Source organism: Actinocrispum sp. NPDC049592, from assembly GCF_040675465.1.
GTDB lineage: Bacteria > Actinomycetota > Actinomycetes > Mycobacteriales > Pseudonocardiaceae > Kibdelosporangium.
Genome location: NZ_JBFAPA010000010.1, coordinates 16072 through 41834 on the forward strand (window position 1 = coordinate 16072; position 25763 = coordinate 41834).

25 protein-coding genes and 4 pseudogenes are annotated in these 25763 nt (G+C 67.7%); 17 read left to right on the plus strand and 12 right to left on the minus strand.

Annotated features, from left to right (window positions below):
- Positions 1-28: 28 nt before the first annotated feature.
- The 3 genes from AB0J95_RS24900 to AB0J95_RS24910 all read right to left on the minus strand — a co-directional run bounded on the left by AB0J95_RS24900 (position 29) and on the right by AB0J95_RS24910 (position 4072).
- A complete protein-coding gene (locus AB0J95_RS24900; protein ID WP_364762211.1) occupies positions 29-1147 on the minus strand; it encodes a hypothetical protein in 1119 nt (372 codons plus the stop codon).
- 383 nt (positions 1148-1530) lie between these two features.
- Positions 1531-3147 (minus strand): EF-hand domain-containing protein, encoded by a 1617-nt coding sequence (locus AB0J95_RS24905; RefSeq protein ID WP_364762214.1) that lies wholly within the window; start codon positions 3145-3147, stop codon positions 1531-1533.
- Between the two features lie 421 nt (positions 3148-3568).
- Positions 3569-4072: a hypothetical protein gene (locus tag AB0J95_RS24910; protein ID WP_364762217.1), complete on the minus strand. Its 504-nt coding sequence runs from the start codon at positions 4070-4072 to the stop codon at positions 3569-3571.
- 275 nt (positions 4073-4347) lie between these two features.
- Between AB0J95_RS24910 and AB0J95_RS24915 the strand changes: the two genes are divergently transcribed.
- The 5 genes from AB0J95_RS24915 (at position 4348) to AB0J95_RS24935 (ending at position 9168) form a co-directional block, all read left to right on the plus strand.
- The gene (locus AB0J95_RS24915; RefSeq protein ID WP_364762220.1) at positions 4348-5544 is read left to right on the plus strand and encodes a S8 family peptidase; all 1197 of its coding nucleotides are present in this window, start codon (positions 4348-4350) and stop codon (positions 5542-5544) included.
- Positions 5545-6016: 472 nt separating this feature from the next.
- Positions 6017-7138 carry an AI-2E family transporter gene (locus AB0J95_RS24920; RefSeq protein ID WP_364762223.1) on the plus strand — a complete coding sequence of 374 codons (1122 nt, stop codon included), beginning with the start codon at positions 6017-6019 and terminating at the stop codon, positions 7136-7138.
- A 225-nt stretch (positions 7139-7363) separates the two neighbouring features.
- Positions 7364-7738, plus strand: coding sequence for a lipopolysaccharide assembly protein LapA domain-containing protein (locus tag AB0J95_RS24925; protein WP_364762226.1), 375 nt, complete (start codon positions 7364-7366; stop codon positions 7736-7738).
- A gap of 216 nt (positions 7739-7954) precedes the next feature.
- Positions 7955-8341 (plus strand): HPF/RaiA family ribosome-associated protein, encoded by a 387-nt coding sequence (locus AB0J95_RS24930; protein WP_364762228.1) that lies wholly within the window; start codon positions 7955-7957, stop codon positions 8339-8341.
- The gene (locus AB0J95_RS24935) at positions 8338-9168 is read left to right on the plus strand and encodes a slipin family protein (RefSeq protein WP_364762231.1); all 831 of its coding nucleotides are present in this window, start codon (positions 8338-8340) and stop codon (positions 9166-9168) included. The genes AB0J95_RS24930 and AB0J95_RS24935 overlap by 4 nt, the downstream gene beginning before the upstream one ends.
- Positions 9169-9381: 213 nt before the next feature.
- Here the strand turns inward: AB0J95_RS24935 and AB0J95_RS24940 are convergent.
- Positions 9382-9549 (minus strand): annotated as a pseudogene (locus AB0J95_RS24940) (DUF4389 domain-containing protein); the annotation flags it as partial.
- Positions 9550-9624: 75 nt separating this feature from the next.
- On the opposite strand from AB0J95_RS24940, the gene AB0J95_RS24945 reads away from it, so the two are divergent.
- The 6 genes from AB0J95_RS24945 to AB0J95_RS24970 all read left to right on the plus strand — a co-directional run bounded on the left by AB0J95_RS24945 (position 9625) and on the right by AB0J95_RS24970 (position 13733).
- Complete coding sequence (locus AB0J95_RS24945) at positions 9625-9984, plus strand: TetR/AcrR family transcriptional regulator C-terminal domain-containing protein (protein WP_364762234.1); 360 nt, start codon at positions 9625-9627, stop codon at positions 9982-9984.
- 511 nt (positions 9985-10495) lie between these two features.
- Positions 10496-10987: a DUF5994 family protein gene (locus tag AB0J95_RS24950; RefSeq protein ID WP_364762237.1), complete on the plus strand. Its 492-nt coding sequence runs from the start codon at positions 10496-10498 to the stop codon at positions 10985-10987.
- A gap of 97 nt (positions 10988-11084) precedes the next feature.
- A complete protein-coding gene (locus AB0J95_RS24955) occupies positions 11085-12173 on the plus strand; it encodes a transcriptional regulator (protein ID WP_364762240.1) in 1089 nt (362 codons plus the stop codon).
- A gap of 203 nt (positions 12174-12376) precedes the next feature.
- Positions 12377-12634 (plus strand): RGCVC family protein, encoded by a 258-nt coding sequence (locus AB0J95_RS24960; protein WP_364762243.1) that lies wholly within the window; start codon positions 12377-12379, stop codon positions 12632-12634.
- Positions 12634-12792, plus strand: coding sequence for a DUF6307 family protein (locus AB0J95_RS24965; RefSeq protein WP_364762246.1), 159 nt, complete (start codon positions 12634-12636; stop codon positions 12790-12792). Before AB0J95_RS24960 ends, AB0J95_RS24965 begins: the two co-directional genes overlap by 1 nt.
- A gap of 659 nt (positions 12793-13451) precedes the next feature.
- Positions 13452-13733, plus strand: a complete 282-nt coding sequence (locus tag AB0J95_RS24970) for a hypothetical protein (RefSeq protein ID WP_364762885.1) — start codon at positions 13452-13454, stop codon at positions 13731-13733.
- Positions 13734-13840: 107 nt separating this feature from the next.
- Here the strand turns inward: AB0J95_RS24970 and AB0J95_RS24975 are convergent, their stop codons facing one another.
- The 5 genes and pseudogenes from AB0J95_RS24975 to AB0J95_RS24995 all read right to left on the minus strand — a co-directional run.
- Positions 13841-14704: a universal stress protein gene (locus AB0J95_RS24975; protein ID WP_364762249.1), complete on the minus strand. Its 864-nt coding sequence runs from the start codon at positions 14702-14704 to the stop codon at positions 13841-13843.
- A gap of 371 nt (positions 14705-15075) precedes the next feature.
- Positions 15076-15813, minus strand: coding sequence for a GAF and ANTAR domain-containing protein (locus tag AB0J95_RS24980; protein ID WP_364762252.1), 738 nt, complete (start codon positions 15811-15813; stop codon positions 15076-15078).
- A complete protein-coding gene (locus AB0J95_RS24985) occupies positions 15810-16550 on the minus strand; it encodes a GAF and ANTAR domain-containing protein (protein ID WP_364762255.1) in 741 nt (246 codons plus the stop codon). Before AB0J95_RS24985 ends, AB0J95_RS24980 begins: the two co-directional genes overlap by 4 nt.
- 240 nt (positions 16551-16790) lie before the next feature.
- On the minus strand, positions 16791-17774 hold the full coding sequence (locus tag AB0J95_RS24990) for an acyl-CoA desaturase (RefSeq protein WP_364762258.1): 984 nt from the start codon (positions 17772-17774) through the stop codon (positions 16791-16793).
- A gap of 591 nt (positions 17775-18365) precedes the next feature.
- Positions 18366-18631 (minus strand): annotated as a pseudogene (locus tag AB0J95_RS24995) (phosphotransferase); the annotation flags it as partial.
- Here AB0J95_RS24995 and AB0J95_RS25000 point away from each other — a divergent pair.
- From AB0J95_RS25000 to AB0J95_RS25015, 4 genes and pseudogenes are all read left to right on the plus strand, one after another.
- Positions 18629-18928: pseudogene (locus tag AB0J95_RS25000) on the plus strand (AMP-binding protein); the annotation flags it as partial. The pseudogenes AB0J95_RS24995 and AB0J95_RS25000 sit on opposite strands and share 3 nt — an antisense overlap.
- A 90-nt stretch (positions 18929-19018) precedes the next feature.
- Positions 19019-19369, plus strand: a pseudogene (locus tag AB0J95_RS25005) (AsnC family protein); the annotation flags it as partial.
- Positions 19370-19799: 430 nt separating this feature from the next.
- A complete protein-coding gene (locus AB0J95_RS25010) occupies positions 19800-20312 on the plus strand; it encodes a DUF5994 family protein (RefSeq protein ID WP_364762261.1) in 513 nt (170 codons plus the stop codon).
- A gap of 792 nt (positions 20313-21104) precedes the next feature.
- Positions 21105-21542 carry a DUF5994 family protein gene (locus AB0J95_RS25015; protein ID WP_364762264.1) on the plus strand — a complete coding sequence of 146 codons (438 nt, stop codon included), beginning with the start codon at positions 21105-21107 and terminating at the stop codon, positions 21540-21542.
- 14 nt (positions 21543-21556) lie between these two features.
- Here AB0J95_RS25015 and AB0J95_RS25020 read toward each other — a convergent pair whose 3' ends face one another.
- Positions 21557-22120, minus strand: coding sequence for a DUF5994 family protein (locus tag AB0J95_RS25020; protein WP_364762267.1), 564 nt, complete (start codon positions 22118-22120; stop codon positions 21557-21559).
- A 263-nt stretch (positions 22121-22383) separates the two neighbouring features.
- Here AB0J95_RS25020 and AB0J95_RS25025 point away from each other — a divergent pair, with 263 nt between their 5' ends.
- Positions 22384-23244 carry a DMT family transporter gene (locus tag AB0J95_RS25025; RefSeq protein WP_364762862.1) on the plus strand — a complete coding sequence of 287 codons (861 nt, stop codon included), beginning with the start codon at positions 22384-22386 and terminating at the stop codon, positions 23242-23244.
- A 273-nt stretch (positions 23245-23517) separates the two neighbouring features.
- Positions 23518-23718 (plus strand): cold-shock protein, encoded by a 201-nt coding sequence (locus AB0J95_RS25030; protein WP_364762270.1) that lies wholly within the window; start codon positions 23518-23520, stop codon positions 23716-23718.
- A 506-nt stretch (positions 23719-24224) separates the two neighbouring features.
- On the opposite strand, the gene AB0J95_RS25035 is transcribed toward AB0J95_RS25030, so the two are convergent.
- Positions 24225-24980, minus strand: coding sequence for a GAF and ANTAR domain-containing protein (locus tag AB0J95_RS25035; RefSeq protein ID WP_364762273.1), 756 nt, complete (start codon positions 24978-24980; stop codon positions 24225-24227).
- Positions 24981-25032: 52 nt separating this feature from the next.
- A complete protein-coding gene (locus AB0J95_RS25040) occupies positions 25033-25740 on the minus strand; it encodes a GAF and ANTAR domain-containing protein (protein ID WP_364762276.1) in 708 nt (235 codons plus the stop codon).
- Positions 25741-25763: the final 23 nt, after the last annotated feature.

Consider the following 25763-nt stretch of genomic DNA (forward strand, 5'->3'; position numbering starts at 1 on the left):
TGACCCAGCACTACCGAGGGCGTAAGGCCTACCCGCAGTATCTGCCGGGAGAACCTGCCGGCAGGGGCACGACCGCAGGATCGCGATCGCCTTTGTTCGTTGCGGAACGGGTGTCGAGGCCGACAGTCTCACTGCAGACCGTCCGCGACACGACCGACAGGGGACCCAGCCCCGACAGTATCTCGACAACGTCCTGACAGAGCCACGGCGGCGACGAACGAGCCACCGCGATGCCGATGCACTCCACCCCGCGGAGCGAGGCTCGACTGATACGAGCCGGATGGTCGATGACTTGGACCGGTGTGCCACCCGACGCGGCCAGTCCCGTGACTTCCGTCGTGTCGGCCGATCCCGCGGTGCCGAGCACGAGCATCGAACCGGCCGCGGCAGCCACTGCGCGGACGGACGCCGCTCGGTCGGACGGCCCGTAACAGAACCCCGCCGGGTGCTGGCCCCGGATTCGGGGGAACCGGGCCCGGAGGGCGGCGATGATCAGCGCGGCGTCCTCGACGACCACGTTGGGGCTCACCACGTAGCCGATTCGTTCGGGATCCGCCTCGATTCCAGCCACCTCGTCGGCGGACTCGACGACGGTGGTCTCGCTGGTGTTCGCCGGCTGAGCGACGTCCTCGCGTTTGCCGATGACGACAACATGATCGCCGTCACAGCGGAATCGGTCGATCTCCGCGGACATGATCTCGGCGTGGGCGCACGAGACCTCGTCTTCCTGCGTGCGGTAGCCGCCGAGGGGCCCGGGACATGTGCACGAGTCGCTGGTGAAGCCGGTGCCGGCGACCATGACCCGACGCGTTCGCCACATGTCGGACCAGCCATGGACGACCTCGTTGGCGATGGCGATCGCCATTTCGTCGGCGAGGTGCACAGCGACAGCGAATCCGACTGCCTGTCCGCCGCGGTCCAGGTACGACGCGTTGACCAGCACGCCGTCCGCGGGACCTGGACCGACGGTCAGCGAGCGGGTACTCCTGCGTACGTCGAGACCGTGATCACGCAAACTGGCCGCTATCAGTGCAGCCGCTGGGCAGTGGACCGGCCCGCGCACGGGGTGGACGAATGGCGCGACGATGACCTGGCCGGAAGTCGTGCCACGGATGGGAAAGCTCGTTCGTTCGACGGAACGGTTCATTTCACCTCTCATTTCTCACCGTAACCCTCCCACCACTGACAGTAGTTTCCCCGCTTATGGTTGGAAGCCTTCGGCAGCGCCATCACGCGAACCAGTGACCTGAACAACCCGAGCGGATGAACCGGTTCATCGTCGCGTTAAAGGACTTTCCCTCTCCTGCGCAAGTCATGGTGATGGGCGCCCGGCGATTTCGACACCCGCGACGGAGCCGTCCCGAAACCGCGCTTCGGCCGTTTCCCGGGCTGGCTCCCGGCGGAACGAGAAACGCAGGACAACGGCCCCGTGGCGGTGCGCTGCCTGATCGCGGCTGGCGTCACCAGCGAGGGACGACCGCGCATCGATTCCGTTGCGCGCGGTACACCACATGCCGGTAATCAGGCTGTTCAGAACCGGCCGAACAGCCAGTATCCGGGCTCACCCTGGTCCGGGTTCACACAGAACCTCCGGACGGCTTCGATGATCTCGTCTGGCGACACATGTCCATCGCCGTCGAGATCGAGCCGGTCGAAGATCTGTTGCGCCTCGTCGGCGGGCACCTGGGCATCGATGAGCAGCCGGGTGAGCTCGTCCCGGTCCACCAGCCCGTCGCCGTCGACGTCCACCAGATCGATGACCGCGTTGGCCAGTGGAATGATCTCCTGGTCGATGCGGTCTTCGGCCGTGCACGTCTCGATCCACCGCAGGAACTCGGCCTCGCTCACGCGTCCGTCGCCGTCGGTGTCCGAGCGCTCGGCCAGGGCCTGCCACAGGATCCGGTAACCCTCGCGGACCGCGACCGCCCGGGGAGACCCCGGAGGTTCGCCGAATGCCTGCACCAGGCGCAGGGCGAATGCCTCGTAGTCGTCTCTCGTGAGGTAGCCGTCGCCGGTGGCGTCCAGCACGTTGAACCTGGTTCTCGCACGGTCGTCGACCGGAGCTCTCGCACCCGGGATGGGTGTGGCCAGCGCCTGGTCGGCCCAGGCCAGGATGTCGGCGGTACCAGCGGCCAGCATGTCGACATGGGTCGCGCCCGGAAAGGTGAGCAGCCGGACATCGCTGCCGGTCTGCTGGATGTCGGTCACGAACCGCACGATGACATCGGCTGGGAAGACCTCATCGGACTGGCCTGCCGCGATGAGCACCGGCCGGTCCCACCGGACGGCCGGGACTCGACAGGTATCGAGGACCTCGCCGACCCCAGGACGGTTGGCCAGGCGGGTTGTGCCGATATCCCGGTTGGTCACGTGTGCCGTTGCTTTGAGGACGTCGAGCAGGGTGCCCTGCTCGGCGAGCGAAACGAGCCTGCCGCCTTGTTCGGTCAGGCAACGGCGGGCGTCGAAACTGGGATGGGACACACGCAGACCGGCGAGGAGGAACGGCAGGAAAACCGTGACCGGGCCCTCGGCGTCCGCGGTCTGCTGTTCGATCATCGCCGGAAGGTGCACCGGCGGGGCCAGCGCGACGGTGCCCCGGAAGTCCAGTTCCGGAGCGTACCTCGTGGCGATCAGACCGGTGAACAGGGCGGCGTGGCCGCCTTGGGAGAACCCCGCTACCAGCCAACGCGGACTCAACGGGTGGTCCAGGCCGTGGGCGGCGCGGACAATGTCGATCACGTCGTCGGCGACCGCTTCCCCGTTGAGGTAAGGATGTGGCCCTGGCGCGCCCAGCCCTTCGTAGTCGGTGGCCGTGATGACCTTGCCGGCTGCCAGCCAGCTCGCCACGTGGGCACGTTCGAGGCGGGGCAGTCCTACCTGGGAGGGGGCGGTGCTGCTCGACAGCCCGGTGGTGCCGTGGGCGTAACTCAGCACAGGCCAGCCGCCGGGTGGCGGGTCGCCTTCCGGTAGGAACACCAGGCCGGAGATCGTGCGCCCGGTGCCGTCGTAGCCCACACCCTGGTACCGGATCCGGTATCCGGCCGAGGCGTGCTCCGGCCAAAGCGCCATCTCCAGCGGCTCCGCGTCGATCAGGGTGCCCACCGGGCGGTCGTTCGTCCCGGTCCCGGGATTCGCTGATGTCGTCATCGCTGTTTCCGCCCCTCTCAGACTGGAGCCGGCTACCGGCCGGCACAGTCGACATCGAAGATATTCCGGGCCTCCTGGAATGTGCGACCATCCGCACGTTCCGAAGCATTCAGCGGCTCACACAATGTGTGCGCCGGGCGCACATCATCTCTTGTGAGTGAAGCCTGAACAGGCACTTCCGTTACCAGCCTGATGGGCCACCGAAGCATGAGCCGGGCGACCGACACCCAGGCGGGGAGAAACGGAGCACGATCGGATGACTCGACCCCGGCCGTCTTCGGTTCCCAGATACCTCCCGCTCCTTGTCCGCGAATACCAGCCTCGTCGCCCGGAGTTTCCGACCGACAAAGAATTGTGCCGTACAGTGCGTTCGGCCGGTTTCGGGAGCCGCACTCCACGGCCGGAATGTTCGTGAACGTGTTCACCCCGGACCCGCGTCCACTATCCCTTCCAGCATCACGAAGACAAAGAGCCTGGCTCCGGCGCCGAACGATGCGGCCAGTGCGTAGCCGATCGCGGCGTCCGTGGGACCGACCGCATTGATGTCGGTCCACTCGGCGGAGATTTGGCCGCTTTCGGGTGTGGACAGGTCACCCAGTGGCTGACCGTCGCGAAGTAGCCTGCTGGTCGTGGCGCTGGCCGGGGTGAGCAGGTAGCGGGCACCGCCGAATTCGGCGGTCACCCGGTAAGACCGCCGGCTGTATTTTCCCGGGCGGGGACTGATCAGCGCGTCCGAGCCGTCGACGGACAGGCTGAGGCCGGCGGGGTCCCTGGTGCCGATCGGCACGTAGGTGTTGATCGTTGCGCCCTCCTTGCGGCGCAGCACCACCTCCGGCAGCCGGTCGCCGCAGACGGTGACGCAGCTGTCGTTTATCACGACGGACAGCTTCCCGAAGAGGTCGTCCTCGATCGTGGCACTGCTCATGACGCCTCCCGGTATCCGGATCCGGCGGCGGACCCGAACCGCGTGCCGGCCGACCTGAGGTGAACCGACCCTCCCACGCTCGCCACCGTGTCCAGCCGCCACCGCCGCGACAACCCGAAATACCCGACTAGACCGCATTGGGTGACACAAGCCAGGCACAGCACACGGCCGGCGACCGCCGCCGTGTCACCCGATCGCGTGCTGGGACTGCGAGCCAGTCCACCCGGCAGCACAGTCGTGGATGGTCGTCATTTCCCAACTGAAGGAGTCATACCGTGAGACGCCCCGTGTCGTGTGCTCTGGTAGCCACCGCGCTGACCCTGCCGCTGCTCGCGTTCCCGGCCGCCGCCACGTCCCATCCCGGCAGCTACATCGTGGTGCTCAGACAACAGCCCGGGTCCAGAGCGGTGACAGTGAGCGACGAGCTTGCGCGACAGTACGGCGGGATGGTCACGCACCGCTTCCACCGTGCCCTGTCCGGCTACGCCGTCACGATGACCGCCGACCAGGCCCGCCGAGTGGCCGCGGACCCCCGTGTCGCCTCGGTGGAACTCGATCGGATCATCCGCGTGCCCCGGCCCCCCGTCTCGCGGTCCCGGCCTCGCCAGGACGTGTCGTGGGGACTGGACCGGATCGACCAGCGCGGACTGCCCCTCGACGGAAGCTACACCCCTCACGGGGATGGCAAAGGGGTCACCGCCTACGTCATGGACAGCGGCACCCAGGCGAGCACCAAGGAGTTCGGTGAGCGCCTCAAACCTGGCTATGACGCGACGGGCGACGGCCAAGGCACCGAAGGCTGCCTCGGAGAGGACCATGGCACCGGCGTGGCCGGGGTGATCGCCGGGACGACCTACGGAGTCGCCAAGGCGGTCGACGTGGTCGCGGTGCGGGTGGGCGGCTGCGGGAGCTACCCGTCGGACGGCACCATGGTCGCCGGGATCGACTGGATCACCACGCATGCCAGCCGGCCCGCCGTGGTCAACCTCAGCATCGGATCCCTCGGCGGTAGCAACACCGTGGAGACAGCGATCAAGAACTCGATCGCCAACGGGATCACCTGGATCGTCGCCGCCAGCAACGACAACACCGACGCCTGCAAGGCATCACCAGGGCGCATCGCGGAGGCCATCACCGTGGCCGCCTCCGACGACACCGACGCCAGGTGGGTCAAGCAGGATGAGTCCGAACCCGGGGAACCCGGCTCGAACTACGGCAAGTGCGTGGACATCTTCGCGCCAGGAAAGGACATCCCGAGCCTGCCCGAGACCGAGGACACCATCTCGAACTGGACCGGGACGTCCTTCGCCGCGCCGCACGTGACCGGTGCGGCCGCGATGTACCTGTCCGACCACCAGGACGCCACACCGGCGCAGGTCGCCAACGCGCTGATCCGTGCCTCCACCAAGGCCACCGTCACCAGCCTCAGCGACTCACCAGACCGACTGCTCTACGTCGGCAGCGAAAGCTGAAAAACGCCAACGGTCCCGCACGCCGTGCCCGCAAGGTGCCACGGCGTGCGGGGACCGACGGCGGCAATGCCGAGGTCGTCGGTCACGTCAGGCGACCCAACGCGACAGCGAAACCGGCCAGGTACTTCCAGGATGTTCTCCACGAGCCGCCGGGTCCATCGTTCTCCTCGCCAATCAGCCCAGTTCTATCCACAGTGGATCAACCGACCAGCTCTCACAGCCGCTGGACCACCAAACGGCGCCAGTCAGGGACGACCGACAAACGACCCGCCGAGGACGGCCAAGCGACGACTGTTGTCCCGCCGGGCACCTCCATCATGTTCACCGAACACGACCCCGGCCCAGCGGTCGGACTGACCCTGCCTCAACGACCGTGTGCACACGGTCGATCGCGGCTAGCATGACTGCACCACGTTTGGTGGACCGCTCCAGACCCTGGCGGCACGTCAGCCAGGCAGAGAGAGGTACCACTGTGGATACTCCGGAAACCGCCGCACGGCGTGACCTTCCCGGCGCTTCGCCGGTTGTGCCGAGATCCTTGCAGGTGAGCGCGGCCCTGGGCTGGCGGCTGCTGGTGGTCGCCGCCGCGCTGTATGTGATCGGCTTCGTCGTCGGCCACCTGGCCGCCGTGGTCATCCCGGTCGCGATCGCCCTGCTGCTGGCCGCCTTGCTGGCGCCGGCCGTCGGATACCTGGTCAGACGCAAGGTACCCCGCTGGCTGGCCACCGTTCTGGTTCTCATCGGCGGACTGGCGGTGCTCGGCGGACTGCTCACCTTCGTCATCATCACCTTCATCAACGGCCTGCCGGCTCTGCAAATCCAGCTCTCGCACAGCATCGACGCCATCGCGAACTGGCTCACCACCGGTCCGCTGCACATGAGTGACGAGCAGGTCCGGACCTTCTTCGACAACCTCGTCCGGACCGTGACCAACACCCAGACCGGCATCACGTCCGGAGCCCTCACCACAGCCGCGACCGTCGGCGAGGTCCTCGCCCAGATGCTCCTGATCCTGTTCGTGTTGATCTTCCTGATCTACGACGGACGCGGTATCTGGGCCTTCCTGCTGCGCGGCGCCCCTCATCGGATACGCACCCGGGTGGATGTCGCGGGCCGCCGCAGCCTGGCCGCTCTGGTCAGCTACGTGCGTGCGACGATCGCAGTGGCCACAGTGGACGCGGTTGGCGCCGGGATCGGCCTGGTCATCCTCGGTGTCCCGCTGGCGATTCCCTTGGCCACCTTGGTCTTCCTCGGCGCGTTCATCCCGATCATCGGCGGGATCCTGGCCGGTGGGATCGCCGTGCTGATCGCCCTGGTGGCCAACGGGCCGATACCGGCGCTCGTGCTGCTGGGCATCGTCGTCGGCGTCCAGCAACTGGAAGCCCATGTACTGCAACCCTTGCTGCTGGGCAGGGCCGTCAACCTCCACCCGCTCGCGGTGGTGCTGGCCATCGCGGTCGGCCTGGTGACGGCCGGCATTCCCGGGGCCCTGCTCGCCGTTCCACTGCTGGCCGTGCTCAACTCGGGCATCCGCTCCCTGCGGGGCGACGAGGACAAACCCGCCGAGGTCGAAGTCACCGAGCCGCAGGGCTGACGAACCCGGCCGGACCGGAGTCCGTGACTCACTCCAACGGTCTTGCCCGCTGTAGACGTCATGCGGCTTCGCGCCGGTGAGCGCGGCACTTCGCTGCCGTCCCTTACCGCTCCGCCAGGCCCGGGTTCGTCCCCGGCGACGGACTGCCGGGGCAGTCGAGCGGCCCTCCGGCTTCCGGCGTACTGTGTGGGCATGAGCCCCTCATTGAAGAGAGGGGGCGCACCAATGACCGATACGTCAGCCACCAGGCACGTACCTTCACAGACTTCGCCCGCGGACTCCGCTCCGCCGGCCGACGGACCCGTCACCGGCGCCGTCCGGCCCGAACCGGCGCCCGACACCAACCCGCTACGACGCACCCGCACCGGCAGCACCTGGGTCGGCATCATCCTCTTCGCCGTCCTGCTGGTGCTGCTGCTGGTCTTCATTCTGCAGAACACCCAATCGGTGGAGGTCTCCTACTTCGGCGTGACCGGCGTCGTCTCGCTCGCGGTCGCCATGCTGCTGGCCGCTGTCGCCGGAGTGCTGCTGACCGCGATCGCGGGGTCACTGCGGATCTGGCAGCTCCGCCGGCATCTGCGTCGCTCCCGTCGCCGGTGAGACCAGGCGGTCAACCGTCCTGTCAGGACTCACCCATCGCTGTCGTGACGCCTCCTCGGCGTGCGGCGGCCCACGACCGTGCGCTCCACGAACGGAGAGCACGCGCAACCGGTGCTCCCGACCTCACCCCCGAACTCCGCCGGGGGCACCGGCCGGCGAAGGACAGTGCGGGCACCTCGACGAGGGATTCCCCAACAGCTTGGAAAGGCACAACAGATGACCGAAGTTCCGCGAGAGCCGGACATGATCGGCGAGCGGCTGCACGTGACCTCCGGATTTCTCGAGTCCGAACGCGACTGGATCGTCCGGCGCATGGCCGCGCTCGGTCCGCGACTGCGGTCCTTCCACCAGGGACAGATCGATCTGGAGATCAGCCTCAAGGACCGCGACCGCGCCGGCCAGCTGGTGACACTGGAATGCCGGATCCACCGCACTCCCGGTCTGCACCTGGTTTCCACGTCCTCCGCACGAGAACTGGCGGTGGCACTCAACGAAGTCCGCAACGGCCTGATCCGTCAGATCAACGACGCCAAGACCCGGACCGAACCACACAGCAACCGCGCGCTTCGGCACCCGCTGGCGGCTGAAGGGACCAAGCCATGACCGTGCTCTGGGTCGTCATCGGGGGTCTGGTCCTGGTGGGACTCGCGCTCTCGGTGCGAATCGTCACCCAGTACGAGAAGGGTGTGCTGTTCCGGTTGGGCCGGGTGAGAAGCGTGCGGGAGCCCGGCCTCGCGATGATCATTCCGGTGATCGACATCCTGCGGAAGGTGTCGCTGCGGATCATCACCATGCCCATCCAGTCTCAGGGCATCATCACCCGGGACAACGTCAGCATCGACGTCTCGGCCGTCGCCTACTACCGCGTCGTCGACGCCGTGAAGTCGGTGGTGGCCATCGAGAACGTCGCCGCCGCCATCAACCAGATCGCCCAGACCACCCTGCGCAAAGTCGTCGGCCAGCACACGCTGGACGAGACCCTGTCCGAGACCGACGCCATCAACATCAGCATCCGCGAGATCCTCGACGTGGCAACGGTGGAATGGGGCGTGGAGGTCACACTGGTCGAACTCAAGGACATCCAGCTGCCCGACAGCATGAAACGGGCGATGGCACGGCAAGCCGAAGCGGAACGGGAGAAGCGCGCCAAGATCATCGCGGCCGAGGGCGAGTCGCTGGCCGCCGCCGCGCTGGGCGAGGCCTCGGACACCATGATGGCCCACCCACTGGCCCTGCAACTGCGAAACCTGCAAAGCCTTGTGGAGATCGGCGTCGACAAGAACACCACAGTCGTGTTCCCGGCGCCCCTCATGAGCACCATCGGAGAGCTGGGCTCCTTCCTGAGCAGAGAAGCAGCGGCAGCGGCACCTTCGAGCCCGCCCGCCCAGGATGTGGCATCCAACGGAGCCCCTGTCACCGTCACCAAGTAGACCCCGGGCCGCGACAGCCCTCGTGTCCACTGAGGACGCGTTGCGTCGCGAGCGACGTTCGGTGTTCTTTCGTTCATCGCTGGGTGGGAGTCGTCCCGTCACGGCGTCGCATGCGGCATGGGCAGCGGGTCCTCGGTCACCGGACCGCCGGGCTCACCGCCGCCGGGGTCGAACCGGAAGGGAGGGTATCGGTCGGTCATCAGCGCGGACCGGCCGCGGGTACCGGCCGGTGAACAGGATCGCGAACATCGCGACGACGCCCAGCACCAGGAACACCAGCCAAAGCACGACGAGTATCAGCACGTGCGGCACGACCAGCAGCCATTTCACCAGCCACAGCCAGCGCGACACCGGTGCGTCCAGCGCCGCCCGCACACGCACCGGCTAGGACAGGTCCGAAGGCTTGGGATCGCGTGGCGGGCTCGTTTCGGTCATGGCATCGCCTCAAAGTGGTCCATGCACGGCGAGGCCGCCCAGGTCCCGGCGCTACCGTGGCGCGATCGCGTTCAGGTCCTCGCATCCGAGCTGAGAGCGGAGTTGCTCGCCCATCCCGGGGCGGTGCACCTGGTGCTCGGCGACTCCCTCAACGGCCCCATCGCACAGGCTGTCGGCCTGACCCTGCTGGCCATCCTGGCCGACGCCGGACTGGCACCCGCGGACGTCGCTCACCTGCTCAACGTGCACATCCTCGGATCCGTCGCGGTCCAGCTCGCCGAACCGACCGACAATGACACCACCCGATTCCACTGGGGCCTCGACCGGCTGCTCGACGGCCTCGCCGCGCACGCGACCCGTTTCGCCCACACTGAACAGTGACGCGACAGCCGCACGCCGGGCGATCTCGCGACCACCGCCCGGCCGCCACGACCGGTCAGTCAGGGCAATGCTCAGCGCTCGGACCCGGTCGATCAGCACATCGGCTTCGGCTTGGGTGAACAGGCCCCGCTTGGTGGCTCGCAGGATGTCGGCCACACAGCTCCGGTGGGCTTCGGCGATTCCTTCGAACGGCCCGGCGGAGATCGATCTGAGATATGCCATCGGGTTCCCTTGGTCGGCTGAAGATCGCGCCGAGGTCCAGGGCACCGCGTCGACGGTACGCCACCGGCGGCCCCAGCGGTACGCCATGGAGGTGCTGCCACGACAAACCCGCACCCAATGGCGTAGCCTGGGCCAATACCGGGAGCATTTCGCACGCGGGCAGTCAAGCCGGCGTCGTCCCCGGTGTATCCCACACCGGCCGCCTGTCGGCCGGGGACGGAGCACTGACGTCATGTCGGTCTCACCCACTCAGATCATGCCTGTGCCGCAGGCTCGGCAACCTCTCCGGTTGCGTCTCAAGCCCGGCGGATCGACCGGTGGCCATGTCGACGGCGGCTGGTGGCCACGGTCCCGGGATCTGACCGCGGAACTGCCGGCGCTGGCCAAGGTGCTCGCCGTCCGGCTCGGCTCGGTGTGGCGCGTGGTGTACGCCCTCAGCTCATGGGAGACCGCGCCGCGCCGGATCCGGTTCGACGGTCACCCCGTCCGGCTGGAGGGATTCCGATCCCAGGACAAGGACATCGTCAGTGTCGTCTCGCTGGACCGGCGGCGCATCCGGCTGCTGGTCATCCCGACCGACGCGGCCAAGACAGCCGCCCATGACGCGATGATGACGGCCGCCGGACGAGACAACGCCGACAGCCCGACGACGATCCTGGTCGCGGCCGGCATCCGGCCCAGCACACTGCTACCCACGCCCCGTGAAGCAACCGACGACGCCCGGGATCGCTGGGAGGCCGACGGCGGGCACGTCGACACCCGCCACGACGTGTCGAAGTAAGCGCAGACCTCGCATCGTTCACCAGATGCGATCCCCAACCCGCTCCAGTCCCTGGCGGGCCACCTCTCCTGTCCGGCTACTGCCGAGGAGGTCGGCCATGGACACCTGCGAGCCGTCCTACAGCGCGACGTCCTCGCTGCCGCATGCCCCGGCATCCGTTCCGGGACACGTGGGGGTCACCGATGTGATCCGGATCGAGGCAGCGGCGCAAGCGTTCCGGGACTGGGATCACCAGCACGGCGGAGGCGCCTGCCACGACGCCATCGCCGGGTATCTGGCCTGGGCTCAGCGGCTCCTCGACGCCCGCACAACAGATCCGGTGGCCGACAGGCACCGCACCGCTGTCGCCGATCTGCACATTCTGGCCGGCTGGACCGCCTTCGACATCGGCCGGGTCGACCGTGCCCACCAGCATCTCGGTGACGCCCTCAGGCTGGCCCGGCTGGCCCGCGACGATGTCCTGGTGGCCGCCATCGGGTATCGCAGCGGCCGAATCCACCTGCACCACAACGGTCTCGACATGGCGCTGGCGGACTTTCAATCCGGTCAGCACGCGGCTCAGGCCGGTGCGTCAACACTGGCGGCCGCGGTCCTGCACGCCAACGAGGCCTGGGTGACCGCGAGGATGGGGCTGACCAGCGACACACTCACAGCTCTCGGCAAGAGTATGGACGACTTCGGCCGATCAGATCCGGATGACGCCCCGGGATGGGCGGTATTCTTCGACACCAACGATCTCCTGGCGATGTCCGGCGTCATCCACACCGAGCTCGCTCAGTCAGTGGACCCGTCCTTCGCACGCTCGGCGATCCCCGCGCTGACCGCCGCGGCCAACGGCTACGGCCCGAAAATGGCCCGCAGCAAGACGTTCAGCCTGATCGCGCTGGCCACCAGTCATCTCATCGAAAACGACACAGACCACGCCGCCGTGGTTGGCGCCCAGGCCATTGACATGGCGATGACCGTGCGCTCGTCACGAACCCGGGACCGGTTGCTACCGTTGAGAAGCACGGCAGATCATCGCCGCGGCAGCGCCGGCGCCCGGGAACTGTCCGAACGAATCGCCGGGTTCGCCGCCATGTCACCGGGCTGCGGCTGGGCCGCCACACCTTCCGAACGAACGTGCTTGTCCGGCAACGATTCACTCTGCGGCACGGTATGGCGGCCACCGGCCACAGTGGACTGAACAGCTGAGGGTGTAGGCTGTGGATCACCGAGGATATGTCGTGCGCCAGCAGTCAAACCCGCGCCGCCTCACTGGGCCGGACCTGAAGCAGGTCCGGCTGCTGGTCGTACCGCCCACCACCCCGGGTGGTGCCGCCCGCGCGGTACTCAGGTCCGCCTCCCGTTCGGACACAGTCGCAACAGGTGAAGATATCCTTACCAGCAATGGCATCTCGCGCGACGAGCAGCCAAAAACAGGACACCGCTCATGACAACACAGTCCGGCCCGGCAAACGGCGTGCTCCTCCAGCGGCTGCCTTCCGAACGAAACCGGTTGCCGAGGACCGGATCCACACGACTTGCGCCAACTGCCCGCACCCCTGGCCCAGCCACGACCAGATCGCAGTCCGCTATCGCACCGCGACAGCCACTGTGACTGACAGACGCGGTCGAAGTTGTGTCCGCACCATGAAGGAGATCTGATGACCACAACTGCCAAATATGTGTCCGCGTACGACCGAAAAGTCGCGCTCATCAAGGACACCCTGAAAGCCCACTCGAAGCTCAGCGACAGGGCCTCGTTCGAACTCGCGGAGCTCGTACTGGATGCCCTCAACCACATACCTGAGAAAGTGCGCTGACCGCGTACACCGGTCGCGGTTGCGGAAATGGACCCGCGGGCCGCACTGGTGGCGCAGGGCGAAAAGCGGTTCAGGCCGCGGCACGGGCTGTGCGAGATCGATCCGGGAGTCGAACGATCATCGCGAACCCCAGGCCGCACGAGTACTTGCCACCACACGAAATCCGACCCCGGCCGTCATGGCCGCCGACCTGGCGTCCAGCAGGACGGCGAGCCCGGCCGCGCCGAGCAGGGGTATGAAGAAGATCAGACACGGACCCGAGCTGTGGATCAACCTGTGGAGCCGGTCACTCAACAGCGGGCCGGTGTTCAGGTCCTCGTCCACATCGGACCAGAAGTGCTCGGGCCGGCGCGACGACAGAAGGTTGACGCGCAGGTTAACCTTGACGGGACTCCGATGCCTCCACGCGACGGCATCGTTCTTCGCAAGAATTTCAACGCTTTCCCGCCCCGGTCCCTGGCGGCACTCAGACTCGTGGCCAGTGCGTGTTAAGGGGCTGTGATGACAGCGACGCAACCGGATCGAACCCGTTCAGTGCAGCAGTGCCCGGGACTCGCATCGCCGACCTGCTCACCGCTGTGCCCACTCGGCGCCCGCGATGTCGACGCACTCACGACGACTCCTCACGCTGGACCGACAGCAGCATTGGAGTCCCTGTCGTGATCCACGGTGACAATCTGCGCACAGCGTCGCAGGAAAGCTTCAGTTTGAGCCCTGAACAAAGGTATTGCGCAGTTCGCCTGGTGGCCTCAGTGGCCGACGACGCCGCCGACTGCCTGCTGCTGCTCGAGGCTCTCGGTCTCGACCCGGTCGACGGCCGATCGCGCGAAGATGAGACAGATATCAGCATCCATGACGGCGGCACGGCGGCGCGGACCGCCCGCTGGGCCCGACCGCGTCAAACCCGGCCGGGTGACTCGGACGGATCGTTCATCTGGTAGTCGAGCCGGTTGCGTACCTCGGCCGCACCCGGAACTCCCGGCCGGCCGGCGGCTCGGCTTCGCTTGCGCGCTCCAGCGGCCGGCCATGCTTACTGTCATCGTCATGCTCAGTACCTGGACTCCGGCCGCACGACCGCCACAGGGCAGCTCGAATGGTGCAACAGTGCCTGGCTGGTCGATCCGAGCATCATGCCTTTCACACCACCGCGGCCACGTGCACCGACCACGACAAGCTGGGCCTCTCGCGTCTGAACGAGGAGACTGTGCGCGGGCCGGCCAGGAGTGAACACGCGCTGCACCGACACCTCGGGGTACTTCTTCTGCCACCCGGCGAGCCGCTCAGCGAGGACGCGCTGCTCCTCTTCCGCAACGGCTTCAGGCACAGTCGACGCCGGTATGGTGTCGCTCCACGTGTGCAAGGCGACAAGGAGAACACCCAGCCAGGACGCTTGGTCGAAGGCGAACCCGATCGCCGCCTCGCTCGCCGGCGAACCATCGATCCCCACGACCACCGGCCGGCCACCCGTCTCGGTCGTGTGCTCACCGCGGACCACCAGGACCGGGCAATGACCATGCGCGGCCAGCGCGACCGCCACAGACCCGACAAGCATCCCCGTGAAGCCACCAAGTCCGCGAGAACCCAGTACCACCAGGCGCGCCGCCTGGGACTCGGCAACCAGTACCTGCGCCGGTGAACCAGTGCGGAGATCAGTCGACACGTCGACCCCGGGAGCCAGATCCCGCGCCGACTCCGTGGCCTGCCGCAGCGACTCACGACCCTCACCGGCCAGGGCGTCATACATCGACCGCTGCAACGCCACCGGCGAGTGTCCCCCGATCGCCACAGTGGCATGTACCAACCGGAGGGGTGCCTTGCGGCGCGCGGCCTCCCTTGCGCCCCAGAGAACTGCCTGCTGGCCGGACGCGGATCCGTCCACGCCGGCAACGATCGGCGGATGGGTGGTGGTCATCGGAAACCCTCCATGGATATGCCGGGACGAACCCGATCGGATGGACGGCGGACGGATCGGTATCCGTTGCCAGGTCTGGCGAACCGCGGACAACGCGCCCGGCTCCTCGCATTCCAGGCCCGTCACCTGCAGCAGCCGGATGTCACGTGTCCCGCCTTGATGAGAGCAGGCGTAGGTCCTGCCTGGCGGTGATCACAACGGTTCGCGGCCCGTCAAGCCGGTACGTGGCGGGGGCCAACCCGATGCTCCGCCCAGGTTCGGCATCTTCGAACGGTCCGGCGGACACTGATGTGCGCGGGTGCCACGGGTAGTCCCTTGGGTCGGCTCAGAAGCGCGCCGGGGTCCGGGGCAGATATGTTGACAGTACGCCTTCAGGGACGGTGTGGGCGTTGGCGCAGCTGGTCATCGTCGATCGAGCGGCTGATGATCTGTGCGGCGACGTCGCTCAGCCGATGATTGCGGCTGCGGGCAAAAGCGCGCATCAGCTGGAAAGCCTGGTCCATCGGCAGGCCGGTGCGCTGGGCGAGCATGCCCTTCGCCTGTTCCAACTGCACACGACTGGTGAGAGCGGTCTGCAACTGCGTGGCCAGCAGCTCACGTGAGGCGATCGCACGTTCCTGGATCAGGCCGACCGTGGCGACATCCGCCATCGCCTGGCCGATTCCCAGATCCGCCTCGCTCAACCGGCCCGGCCGGACCCGGAACAGGTTCAGCGCGCCAATGGTCTCGTTGCGCAGCCGCATCGGGAGCGCCTCCGCGGAGTGATACCCCAGTTGCCGCAACCGCAGGGTGAACACCGGCCATGCGGTGCGCATCGCGGACAGGTCCTCCTCGGCCACCGGGTGCCCGGACCGGAAACAGTCCAAGCAGGGACCCTCGTTGTTCTGCAGTTCGTAGAGCTCCAGCAGCCGGGCCTCCTCCGCGGAGGAGGCCATCACGTGCAGGTCACCATGTGCGTCGGCCAACATGATCCCTGCGGCATCCGCATCGAGCAGCTGCACGCTGCGGGCGGCCAGCGTGTGCAGGAAGTCGATGACGTCGAAATCGGCCACCAGGGTGTCGGCCAGATCCACGAACGTGCTGGCCAGGAGTTGTTCCCTGCTCATCATGGCCGTTCCTGCCGCGTCGTACCGCCGGACCCGCTGTCACCGAAGCTCAGGCGGCGATTGACCACGTCCGCCGCGACCGCGGACACCGTCCGTTCGGTAGCGTACGCGTAAGCCCGCAACCGCAGCAGCGCCTCGGCCAGGCTGATACCCAACTGGATCGTGATCATCCCCGTCGCTTGGTGGACCTCCGCGCGGTTGTCGATCGGCTCGGCGAGCGGGGCGTGCGTGCCGTCATGCTCGTCATAGTCCTGCAGGTGCAGAACCACCACCGTCGCCGCTTCGGCGAAGGCCAGCGCCTCGTCGAATTGAAGGGCCGTCAGCTGTCCAGGGGTGTCCCGATAGAGATCCAGCACACCGACGTGGATGGCACCGACCCTCAGTGGGAACGCGAAAATCGCGCGGACACCCGCGTCCAGCACGGCCGCGCCGAACCGCGGCCAGCGAGCCGTCCCAGCCGCCACAAGATCCGACGCGAGGATCGGACGACCGCTGCCGGACGCTTCGACGCAAGGCCCCTCACCGAGCGCGAACTGCAGTTCCTCCAACTGCCTGGCCCGCTCGTCGGTGGCCGCGAGCACCACCCCGCTGGGCCCGTCAACAGTCATCAGCGCGATTCCGACACCGCTGACCGGCAACGCCGACAGACCCTCGTCGCACAACCTGGCAGGCAGCGTTACCTGTTCCCCGCCACGGCGCTCGATCGCCGACAGGATTTCGACGACCCTGACACCACGCACGGTGCTACCCACCCAGACGGCACAAGGCGTGAGCAAGGCAAGCGCGCCGCAAAGGTGCCAGGAGCGCGGCCGTCAGCAGCGGACTGGCGCACAAATCCACCTCGCCACGCACAGCGACCACGGCCACACCGGACGACTCCACATGTGCCATGACAACCAGCGCCACGGCCTGCGGACTGCTTGGCAGGATCGCAGGAGCCCGTGGGCGACAGACAGAATGTACATCCGACAGGACAGCGGTCATGAAGTCTTCTCCCTGCTCAGTGCATGGTTCTCGGGAAGGGTGATCCGGGCCAGCCGTGCGGGGTTGGTCCACCGGACGTCCGAGACCCACCCGAACCGCTCGAAGATCCAGATCACCCTGGCGGAGATGTCGATCTGGCCGCGCAGCACACCGTGCCGTGCGCAGGTCGGGTCGGCGTGATGCGAGTTGTGCCAGGACTCCCCCATCGACAGGATCGCCAGCGGCCAGAAGTTCGCGGCCTTGTCCCTCGACGCGAACGGCCGGTCACCGATCATGTGACAGATCGAGTTGATCGACCACGTCACGTGGTGCAGGAACGACACCCGCACCAGCCCGGCCCAGAAGAACGCGGTCAACGCACCCCACCAGGACCAGGCGATCAACCCGCCCAGCGCGGTGGGCACCCCGACGCTCACCGCCACCCACAACGGGAACAACCGGTCGACGGCCCGCAAGTCCCGGTCAGCCAACAGATCCGGAGCGAACCGTTCGACGTTGGTACTGACCCGCTCGAACAACCAGCCCATGTGGGCGTGCCAGAACCCCCTGGCCAACGCCACCGGGCCGGTGCCGAACAGCCATGGCGAGTGCGGGTCGCCCTCGCGATCGGAAAACGCGTGGTGCCGTCGGTGATCGGCGACCCACCCGATCACCGGACCCTGCGCGGCCAGACCACCAGCCACCGCCAGGGCGACGCGCAGAGCACGCTTGGCCTTGAACGCACGATGCGTGAAGTACCGGTGATAGCCCACCGTGATCCCGAGACAGGCCACCACGTAGAAGCCGGCGGCCAGGGCAAGGTCCGTCCAGCCCAACCCCCAGCCCCAGGCGATCGGTACCGCTGCGATCAGCGCCGCGAACGGAAGCAGAACGAAGATCTTCACCAGGATCTGCTCGCCCACCGACCGGCCGGGAACGGTCATCGGCTTCGGATCGCGATCAAGTCGTGGTGACGGGCGAACAGCGGTGGACGTGCTCATGAGACTGTCCTATCGGGACTGATGAGGGCTCCCGATGTGCCATCTGGGCGGCCCTCGGTCGGTCAACGTCACGCCGAGGTCCAGGGCACTTGACTAACACACTACGCGTACAACCGGATCATGTCGCGTCCTCGCGGTGTACTTGTGGAGCGGATCCTGTGAAAGGCGCCAACACACCGGCGCCAGCCGCCGGAACATCGCGAGACAGTCCATTCTGGGCGGTCGCTGCGGCAGGGCGGCGCCTCCGGCGAGCTCGTCCGCGTCCGGCGGAACGACCAGCAGGCAGAACACACCTGGATACCCGCTTGTGATCCGAAGGGAGTCCCCACGTGCCGGGGTTGCGCCCGGCTCTCGTGAATGATTTCCAGCCGCACGGCGAGCAGGAGCACGGGAAGCCGGCTGCGGGCATGCGGGATATCGTCGGTGACCCCACCCTACGCCTCCGTCGGGTGGGGTCAGCGGGTTTCGCCCAAAGCGGTCCTCACCCCGACGTCAGAACGTGGGTCGCGGGTCGCGGACATGGGGTGGACGGCTGGTCATGCCGACCGCGACCTGAAGTTTCCCGGCCACATGCCGGAGGTCCCAGGACATGATCTGGCGGGTGGTCTGTGCTGCGACGCGGGGGGGTTGACGGCCGCGTAGGGCATGTAGGCGTTCAAACCGGTGGCCAAGGCCCAGCCACGGCCACGAGTCCAGGTGGCATCGTCCACATCGAGCGCGGCGCGGAAAGTGGGTCTCGACCGACATGAGGGTGAAGGCAATGACAGGTCGCACGCCGGGCCGCCCGCACCGAGCCCACCGAAGTCGATCACGGCACTGAGGCGGCCGCGGGTCGTCAGCAGATTGCCAGTGTGGAATTCCTCCACACCCATCCCGACATCCACGACGTCCACGTCATCGGTGTCCCCGACGAACGCTACGGAGAGGAGATCATGGCCCGGATCAAACCGCGTCCCGGCGCAGCCGAACTCAGCACCGAGACCATCCGGTCGTTCGCCAGCGGGAAGCTCGCGCACTACAAGATCCCCCGCTACGTCCACCTCGTGGAGACCTTCCCCATGACCGTCAGTGGCAAGGTGCGCAAGGTTGAGATGCGCGCCGCGGCGATCGAACTCCTCGGCCTCCACGCGGCGGCCGCGACCGAACACGCATGAAGATCGTCACGCCACCGTGAAGTACGACTCGCACGGGACATCGCCGACCTGGATTCGTGTTGATTCGAGGAACTCTGCGACGTCGACCTCGGACTGCTGCACACCCTGCAGATCGACGGCCGCGCTCCCGTGCGCGCCATCGCGACCGTCATCGGCGTCTCGGAGAACCCGGTCCCTCGGCGGTACCAGCGGCTGCACTCGATGGGTGTACTGCGGGTAGCGGGCGTGCTCAACGGTGCCCGGCTCGGCTGCACGTCGTGGACGATCCGGCCGCAATGCACGCCGGACGCGGCCGGGGCGGCGGTGAAGGCGCTGGCCGGCCGACCGGACACATCCTGGATGTACCTGTTGTCGGGCGGCACCAAGATCGCGTGCAGCACCCAAGCCCTCGGCACCAGCGACCGGGACGTCCTGCTGAGCACCGCTACCTGTCCGACATGAGCTGCTATCGGCGGTGATCGCGGTCATTCTCCTGGCGTGCCTGACATTGCCGCCGTGTGCTCAAACCGGGGCCCCGGGCGCTACGTGTTCGGTTACCTGCCGACCTGAACGTCGAACCCGTCCGGCGCCAATGGACTTCGCGGCCTGAATGGTTCGGCGGTCCCAGCTGGAGAGGATGCCGGTCACCGCGGAGGAATGCGACCGGCCGTCGGAGGGACCGGTGAGTCCGTTGTGGATGGTCTCGGCGATGTGGCAGTGTGGTGTTTGACAGGGCGGGCGATCCGCGGATGTCCCCGGTGACCGCGACAGCGGACTGCTGGCAGCGTAGTGTGGGCGGCATCGGGAGTTTCTCGCGCGTCGGCACTCGCGCCGGCGTCGTTCCCGGCGAGGTGGTGTACCGGCCGGTGATATGGCCGGACGGGAGTTCGGCATGGATCCTCTTGGGGAGTGGCGCTTTTTCGCGCCTTCGTCCGTCAGACGGGTGCCGTTGCGGCTGACATTGAAGCCGCCGTCGTCTCCCGAGGGGGCGATCGACGGTGGCTGGTGGCCGCGGTCGATGGATCCGATGGCGGAGTTCCCCGCCATGATCGCCGGTGTGACCAAGCAGGTGGGCCCGGTCAGCAGGGTGGCCTACAACATGGATGCCTGGGGTGACGCGCCCAGGCGGATGGTCATCGACGGCGAGGTGGTTCATCTCGACGGCGTCAGCTCGGTCGATCCCCGCACGGTGTTCGTGTCGGGATTCGGCTGGCAGTGCATGACCCTGCTGGTCGTTCCCCCCGACGCGAGCGACAACACCGCGCAGGCCGCTTTGGTGAGCGCCGCGAGTCCGGGTGTCCGCGGTGGCGCGGAAGGAATCCTGTTCGCCGATGGCTTCGGCCGCGCCGCCCCGGAGGGCACTGTTCCCGCGCCCCGCGAGAAGTCCCGCGAGGCCGGAATCTGATCCGCGGTACGGCAATGGCGATCGGTCAGGTGTGATCGTCCGATTCGACTGGACACAATGGACTGACTCGGCCGCTGGGATGTCGTGGGGCTCCGCAGGCATCACCCGGCACTTCTCAATCCGCAGGCGACGACACCGGCGATCGGCGTGGATGGGGAGTACTGTTGTCCCAGTCGAGACGTTTCGGCGCCGGTGCCGGATCCGGCGGCCTCGACATCGAAGTGGCCGGATCCCCGGCCCTGACAGGAGCCGCCGCCCGTTGTCGGCTCGAAGCGAGTCACATGCCCACCGGCTGCCATGGCCATTGAGCATCGTCGGTTGTCGCACAACCGATGGCGCTCATGTGGCGTGTGTCGGGCGCTTCCGCGTGGCCGCGCCTCCTGTCTGTCGGTTGAGCCTGTGTGTGACCGGCGATCCCGGGACGCGCGGGCTCAACCAGGGCGGTACCAGGACTAGGAAGCAGAGGTCATTGTGCGACACAAAAGCGAATCCGTGCCGGGAGAGCTGCGGTACCCACAACGGCGGCAGTGGCCGGCCGGCATCGGCATGCTGGTCTTCGGCGTCGCCGTTGGTGCGCTGATCGCGGTCGGTGTGCGGAGCCGTCCACCCCATGGTCCCGACGCACGACCAATGGTCTGACCCAACAGCGCGCGACCGATCAGCGGATCCCCTGCGGAGGCGTAGGGTGGAAGCCACCGACGGTATTCCGCATGCCCGCAGCCAAGCCGGCATCGCCTCGGACGATTTTCCGAACAGCGGTCCTGGGATACAGGTCCGAGGGCGGAGCCGGACATGCCCAGCCAGCCGAAATCCTTACGGCTCAACATCAAACCCTTGGGGGCGTCGTACAGTCGTTACAACGGTGGCTGGTGGCCTCGTTCGCGAAACCTGGCGGTCGAGCTGCCCGTTGTCCTGCACGTGCTCGCCGCGCGGCTGGGCGTCATCAGAAGAGTCGGGTACAACCCTGGTACGTGGGGGTGGATGAGCAGGCTGATGACGGTCGACGGATACGTCGTGCAGCTTGCGGGATTCCCCTCCCTGGACGCCTACTCCCTACGGATCACCAGCACGTCGCCCGATGTGTTCTGCCTGCTGGTCGTGCCACCGGACGCGGACGAGTTCGCCGGTGACGCCGCGCTGACCGCGGCGACCGTCCAGAACGGACATTCCCGCGACGTCCTGGCGGCCTGTGGTGCTTTGCCTGGAGCGGCCGCGGCCTGGCGTCCCTGACCCGCCGGCCGCCGTCACCGGCAGAGTTCGGCTTCCGGGCCCGCATCACGTGAGATGCGGCTGTCGGCAAGGAGTTGCTCGATCGCGGCGCTGGTTCTGGAGGACGAGACCGTCTGCAGCGCCACCCGGGCGGCCGCGGCCGGCGTACCCGCCGGGACCACCAGCAGGTGGATGGGCCTCGAGGTCGAGCCGACGAACGTGACCGTGCTGGGCGGCGTGGTGTGTGTGCCCGCCAAGCGCAGTGTCCACCCCTCGGTGGTCAGCGTCGGCCCGGCCGGTTGCCAGTCGTCCAGGTTGTAGGCCATGGTGAGGCCAGGGCCGCCCCACGAGCTCAATGCCACGACCAGCATGGGGAATTCCGCCGCCGGGTCGCTCGACCATGGCCACCAGGCCCCGTCGAGACCCACGCGTGCCGCCGTGCCCGGTCTCATTGTCAGCCGTAGTTCGCGCCGTGCGGGCCGCGGGCGCGCTAGGGCGCTGGGTTCTGGGTTCATCTCGGCGCTTCCGCCTCCGACCGGGTTCACCGGCCTGTTCGTGTGCGCCCAAGGCGGCGCCGACTCCGTGCTGACGCGCGACATGCCCTCGGTGAACTGACTATACGCCTCGCCCGGCCAACCCGATCACGGACGACGAGGCGTACCGTCGAAGACGTCGGAGACATTCCGCGTGTGAGCGTTCAGGTTCACATCGTTTTCGGTCCTACCCACACGGCCGGGTTGGATGGCCGTGGACAGGAGTTCGGCATGGTGCCACGACCACACGCGCGCATCGCCGCCGCTTTGGCCATTGTGGTCGTTGGTGCGGGGTCCCGTTCGCAGCTCGTTTGGTGTTGCCGCCCATGATGGTGCTGGCGATCGGCGCGGCGCTGGCGGGTGCCGTGTGCTGCGCTGTAGCGGCTGCGCTGCAGCACCGTGAGGCTGTGTCGATCAGAGCGGCCGAAGCTGTCGGCTGGCGCCTGTTGTCGGCTCTGTCCCGGCGTCCGTACTGGCTGGCGGGTGTGGCCACGCTGCTGGTCGCAACCGGCCTGCACTCGCTCGCGTTGTTGAACGGCCCGCTCTCGCTAGTGCAGCCGCTAGGTGTGACCACCGTCGTGTTCGCGGTGCCCGTGGCGGCAATGGTTCGTCGATACCGGGTCCGCGTCTGGGAACTGCTGGCAGCGGCCACCGTGGTGACTGGTCTGTGCGGTCTGCTGGCGATCGTCCCGAGCCAGCCCGCGTCGGCCGGCGGCGCCGGATCGCCGCCCACCGCATGGATGCTGGCAACGGCGACCGTACTCGTGGTCGGTGTCCTCACGGCTTTGGCCTCGCGGCGTCGAGTCCTCCTGCAGGGACTGTTGCTGGCCACGGGTGCGGGAATCGCCATGGGGGTTGCCGCGGTCCTGCTGCAGATGGTTCTCCTCAACGCGCAGCGCGGCGGACTGTTGGAGGTGCTGAGCATCGCGAGTGGCGCGGTGGTCCTGCTTGCCGTGGCAGGTGTCTGGCTCAACCAGCGGGCCTACCGGGCCGGGAACGTCGCTGTAGTGCTAGCCGTGGTGACGGTGTCGGATCCCGCTGCCAGCACGATCACCGCCATCGTGCTCGGGGAGCGGCTGCCCACCGGTGTTCTCAGCTGGCTGTTGCTGGCGATCTCCGCGGCCACCATCGTGGGCGGGATCACCTGGCTGGCGCGCTCCCCGGCGCATGCAGCGGGGGTCCCGGTGTGAGCCTGCGCCCGCGCTGCCTTGCCATCGCGCCTATTTCTGCTGTGTACGAACAGAATGGACATGAGCGTCAGTGCCAGCGATCCCACGGCGGATGCGCTAGGCTGTTTCCGGTACAGGTCGGTCGTTCCTTTTTGTGTTCGTGACACCACGTTCGCGGAATCGATGTTGCGGTTTTCCTGCTCTTCCCGGTCAAGCCGGTGGAGTCGCCGTTTCACCCCACGGCCAGGTGGTCGTATCGCGCGACGCCTATCGGAGCCTGTCGGAGGAGCGAACATGGCGCAGGGAACCGTGAAGTGGTTCAACTCGGACAAGGGTTTCGGGTTCATCTCGAACGGTGACGGCCCGGACGTCTTCGTGCACCACTCCGAGATCGACGGCGGCGGCCACCGCGGCCTGGAGGAGAACCAGCAGGTGGAGTTCGAGATCAGCCAGGGCCCCAAGGGCCCGCAGGCCACCCGCGTGCGAGTGATCTGACCGCACGCGCCCGGCCGGGAACCGGTCCATTGTGGATCCGCCAAGCCGGTTCCCCAGGCGGGCGCCCGATGGCGGCGAGTGGCGATCGCCGGACCGGCCGGATCGCCGATAACGTCCACAAAGGACATTCACGGAGCCGGCCGCGGTCACCGGTGCGGCGACGAGCGCGGGGACAGGACAGACCCTGAGCCGCCTCGGAGTGTCCGATTCGGACCGGGACGCCGGGTGCGGGAGCCCATGTGTCACCACTGGCGGCCGCCACGCCCTGGTTCACCGTCTCATAGGCGCCAGCTGCCCCAGACCGATTGTCTCCAGCGGGCCTCCGGTGGACGGTGGGGTGATCAGCAACAGGGTGGTCCCGGCCAGGCCGGTTCGCCGGTGCGGGCCGAGTGGCAGGGTCAAGTCCGGCCGCACCGCGGAATGTGGCGCCGGAGAGGTCGATCACCAGCGCCGCCGGGGCGGTCTGGCAGGCGCGGCGGATGTCGCGGTCGATGACGGGTGCGCGGTCATGCCGGCCCACCGGTGGCGACGATGTCCGCCGGGGTGAGTGTTCCGGTGACGAGCCGGTGGGCGATCTCGGTGAGGCGGATGTTGTGGTTGCGGCTGTAGGAGCGCAGGGCCTGGAAGGCGCGGTCCATGTCCAGGTTGGCGGCGTAGGCGAGGACGCCCTTGGCCTGTTCGATCGCGATGCGGTTGTTCAGGGCGGTCTGGAGTTGCTCGGTGAGGACCTCACCGCGACGGATGGCGCGTTCCTGCAGGATGCCGATGGTGGCGGTGTCGGCGAGCGCGCGGGCGACTTCCACATCGGCTGCGGGCAGCGGACCGGGGCCGGTGTTGAACAGGTTCAACGCGCCGATCGTGTCCTGGCGCAGACGCAACGGGATGGCGTACACGGCGGCGAATCCTTCGTGCAGTGCTTCGGGGGCGAAGCTGGGCCACCGGCCGGTCATCTCGGTCAGGTCGGGGACGTGCACGGGTTCACCGGTGCGGACACAGTCCAGGCACGGGCCTTCGTTGGCCTGGATCTGGAACAGTTCGAGCAATCGGGTCTGCTCAGAGGAGGAGGCCATGACCTGCAGGCCGCCGCGTTGGTCGGACAACAGCAGCCCGGCGGCCGCGGCGTTGAGCAGTCGTACGCAGTACTGCGCGAGCTGGTGCAGCATCTCAGCGATGTCGTAGTCGTCGACCAGGGTGTCGGCCATCTGGACAAAGGCCTCGAGCAACCGGGATTCCCGTTGTGTGCTTGAGGGTGGCGTGCTCATGCGGCTGCTCCGCTCCTGTCTTTGCCGTCGAGGGTAGTCATCCACTGGTAGGTCATTGGTCGAGGTCCCGGGGGTGCAGGTGGCGGTTGACGATGTCGTGGGCCACCTCGTCGATGAGCCGCCCGGTGGCGAACGCGTGTCCGCGCAGCCGGGCCAGCGCCTGGTCGGCGGGGATGCCCAGGGCGGCGATGAGCATGCCGGTGGCCTGGTGGATCTGTTCGCGGCCGCGGGGCAGAAAGGCCAGCTGCTCGCCGTTGAGAACGCCGGTCCGGTGGTTGAGCAGCGCCAGGGCGGCCACGTCCACGATCTCCAGCGCGATGGCCAGGTCACCGCCCGACAGCCAGCCGGGCCGCTCGCGGTAGAGGCTCAGCATTCCGATCGAGATCGCGCCGTACTGCAGCGGGAACGCGAAGATCGCCCCCACCGCCTGGCCGGTCATCGCCTGGGCGAACATCGGCCAGGCCTGCGCCGGGGCGCCCGGCACGTCGGGCACCAGCACTGGCCGGCCGGCGGTGAACGCGTCGACGGTAGGCCCCTCGCCGAGGGTGAACTGCAGTGCCTCGATGCGCGCACTGAGGTCATCGGTGGAACAGAGCATCTCAGCCTGCGCCCGCCCGCCGGTCATCGAGACCGATGCGCCCGCCACCGGCACCAGCCGCACACAGGACCGGCACACGGCGCCCAGCGGATCCGTCCCGTGCAGGGCGTGGAGCAGGGCGGCACGTGCCTTGGCCAGTCGCTCGTCCCACGGGTCAGCCATCGGCTGACGCGCCATCGTGCATG

Coding starts and splice junctions, on each gene's coding strand:
- AB0J95_RS24955 (WP_364762240.1), top strand. CDS start 11,085: ATGGACACCTGCGAGCCGTCCTACAGCGCGACGTCCTCGCTGCCGCAT.
- AB0J95_RS24905 (WP_364762214.1), bottom strand. CDS start 3,147: ATGACGACATCAGCGAATCCCGGGACCGGGACGAACGACCGCCCGGTG.
- AB0J95_RS25035 (WP_364762273.1), bottom strand. CDS start 24,980: ATGAGCACGCCACCCTCAAGCACACAACGGGAATCCCGGTTGCTCGAG.
- AB0J95_RS24945 (WP_364762234.1), top strand. CDS start 9,625: ATGCACGGCGAGGCCGCCCAGGTCCCGGCGCTACCGTGGCGCGATCGC.
- AB0J95_RS24900 (WP_364762211.1), bottom strand. CDS start 1,147: ATGAACCGTTCCGTCGAACGAACGAGCTTTCCCATCCGTGGCACGACT.
- AB0J95_RS25040 (WP_364762276.1), bottom strand. CDS start 25,740: ATGGCTGACCCGTGGGACGAGCGACTGGCCAAGGCACGTGCCGCCCTG.
- AB0J95_RS24935 (WP_364762231.1), top strand. CDS start 8,338: ATGACCGTGCTCTGGGTCGTCATCGGGGGTCTGGTCCTGGTGGGACTC.
- AB0J95_RS24975 (WP_364762249.1), bottom strand. CDS start 14,704: ATGACCACCACCCATCCGCCGATCGTTGCCGGCGTGGACGGATCCGCG.
- AB0J95_RS24990 (WP_364762258.1), bottom strand. CDS start 17,774: ATGAGCACGTCCACCGCTGTTCGCCCGTCACCACGACTTGATCGCGAT.
- AB0J95_RS25030 (WP_364762270.1), top strand. CDS start 23,518: ATGGCGCAGGGAACCGTGAAGTGGTTCAACTCGGACAAGGGTTTCGGG.
- AB0J95_RS24910 (WP_364762217.1), bottom strand. CDS start 4,072: ATGAGCAGTGCCACGATCGAGGACGACCTCTTCGGGAAGCTGTCCGTC.
- AB0J95_RS24960 (WP_364762243.1), top strand. CDS start 12,377: ATGGCATCTCGCGCGACGAGCAGCCAAAAACAGGACACCGCTCATGAC.
- AB0J95_RS24980 (WP_364762252.1), bottom strand. CDS start 15,813: ATGATGAGCAGGGAACAACTCCTGGCCAGCACGTTCGTGGATCTGGCC.
- AB0J95_RS24930 (WP_364762228.1), top strand. CDS start 7,955: ATGACCGAAGTTCCGCGAGAGCCGGACATGATCGGCGAGCGGCTGCAC.
- AB0J95_RS25020 (WP_364762267.1), bottom strand. CDS start 22,120: ATGTCGCGCGTCAGCACGGAGTCGGCGCCGCCTTGGGCGCACACGAAC.
- AB0J95_RS24925 (WP_364762226.1), top strand. CDS start 7,364: ATGACCGATACGTCAGCCACCAGGCACGTACCTTCACAGACTTCGCCC.
- AB0J95_RS25025 (WP_364762862.1), top strand. CDS start 22,384: ATGGTGCTGGCGATCGGCGCGGCGCTGGCGGGTGCCGTGTGCTGCGCT.
- AB0J95_RS25015 (WP_364762264.1), top strand. CDS start 21,105: ATGCCCAGCCAGCCGAAATCCTTACGGCTCAACATCAAACCCTTGGGG.
- AB0J95_RS25010 (WP_364762261.1), top strand. CDS start 19,800: ATGGATCCTCTTGGGGAGTGGCGCTTTTTCGCGCCTTCGTCCGTCAGA.
- AB0J95_RS24965 (WP_364762246.1), top strand. CDS start 12,634: ATGACCACAACTGCCAAATATGTGTCCGCGTACGACCGAAAAGTCGCG.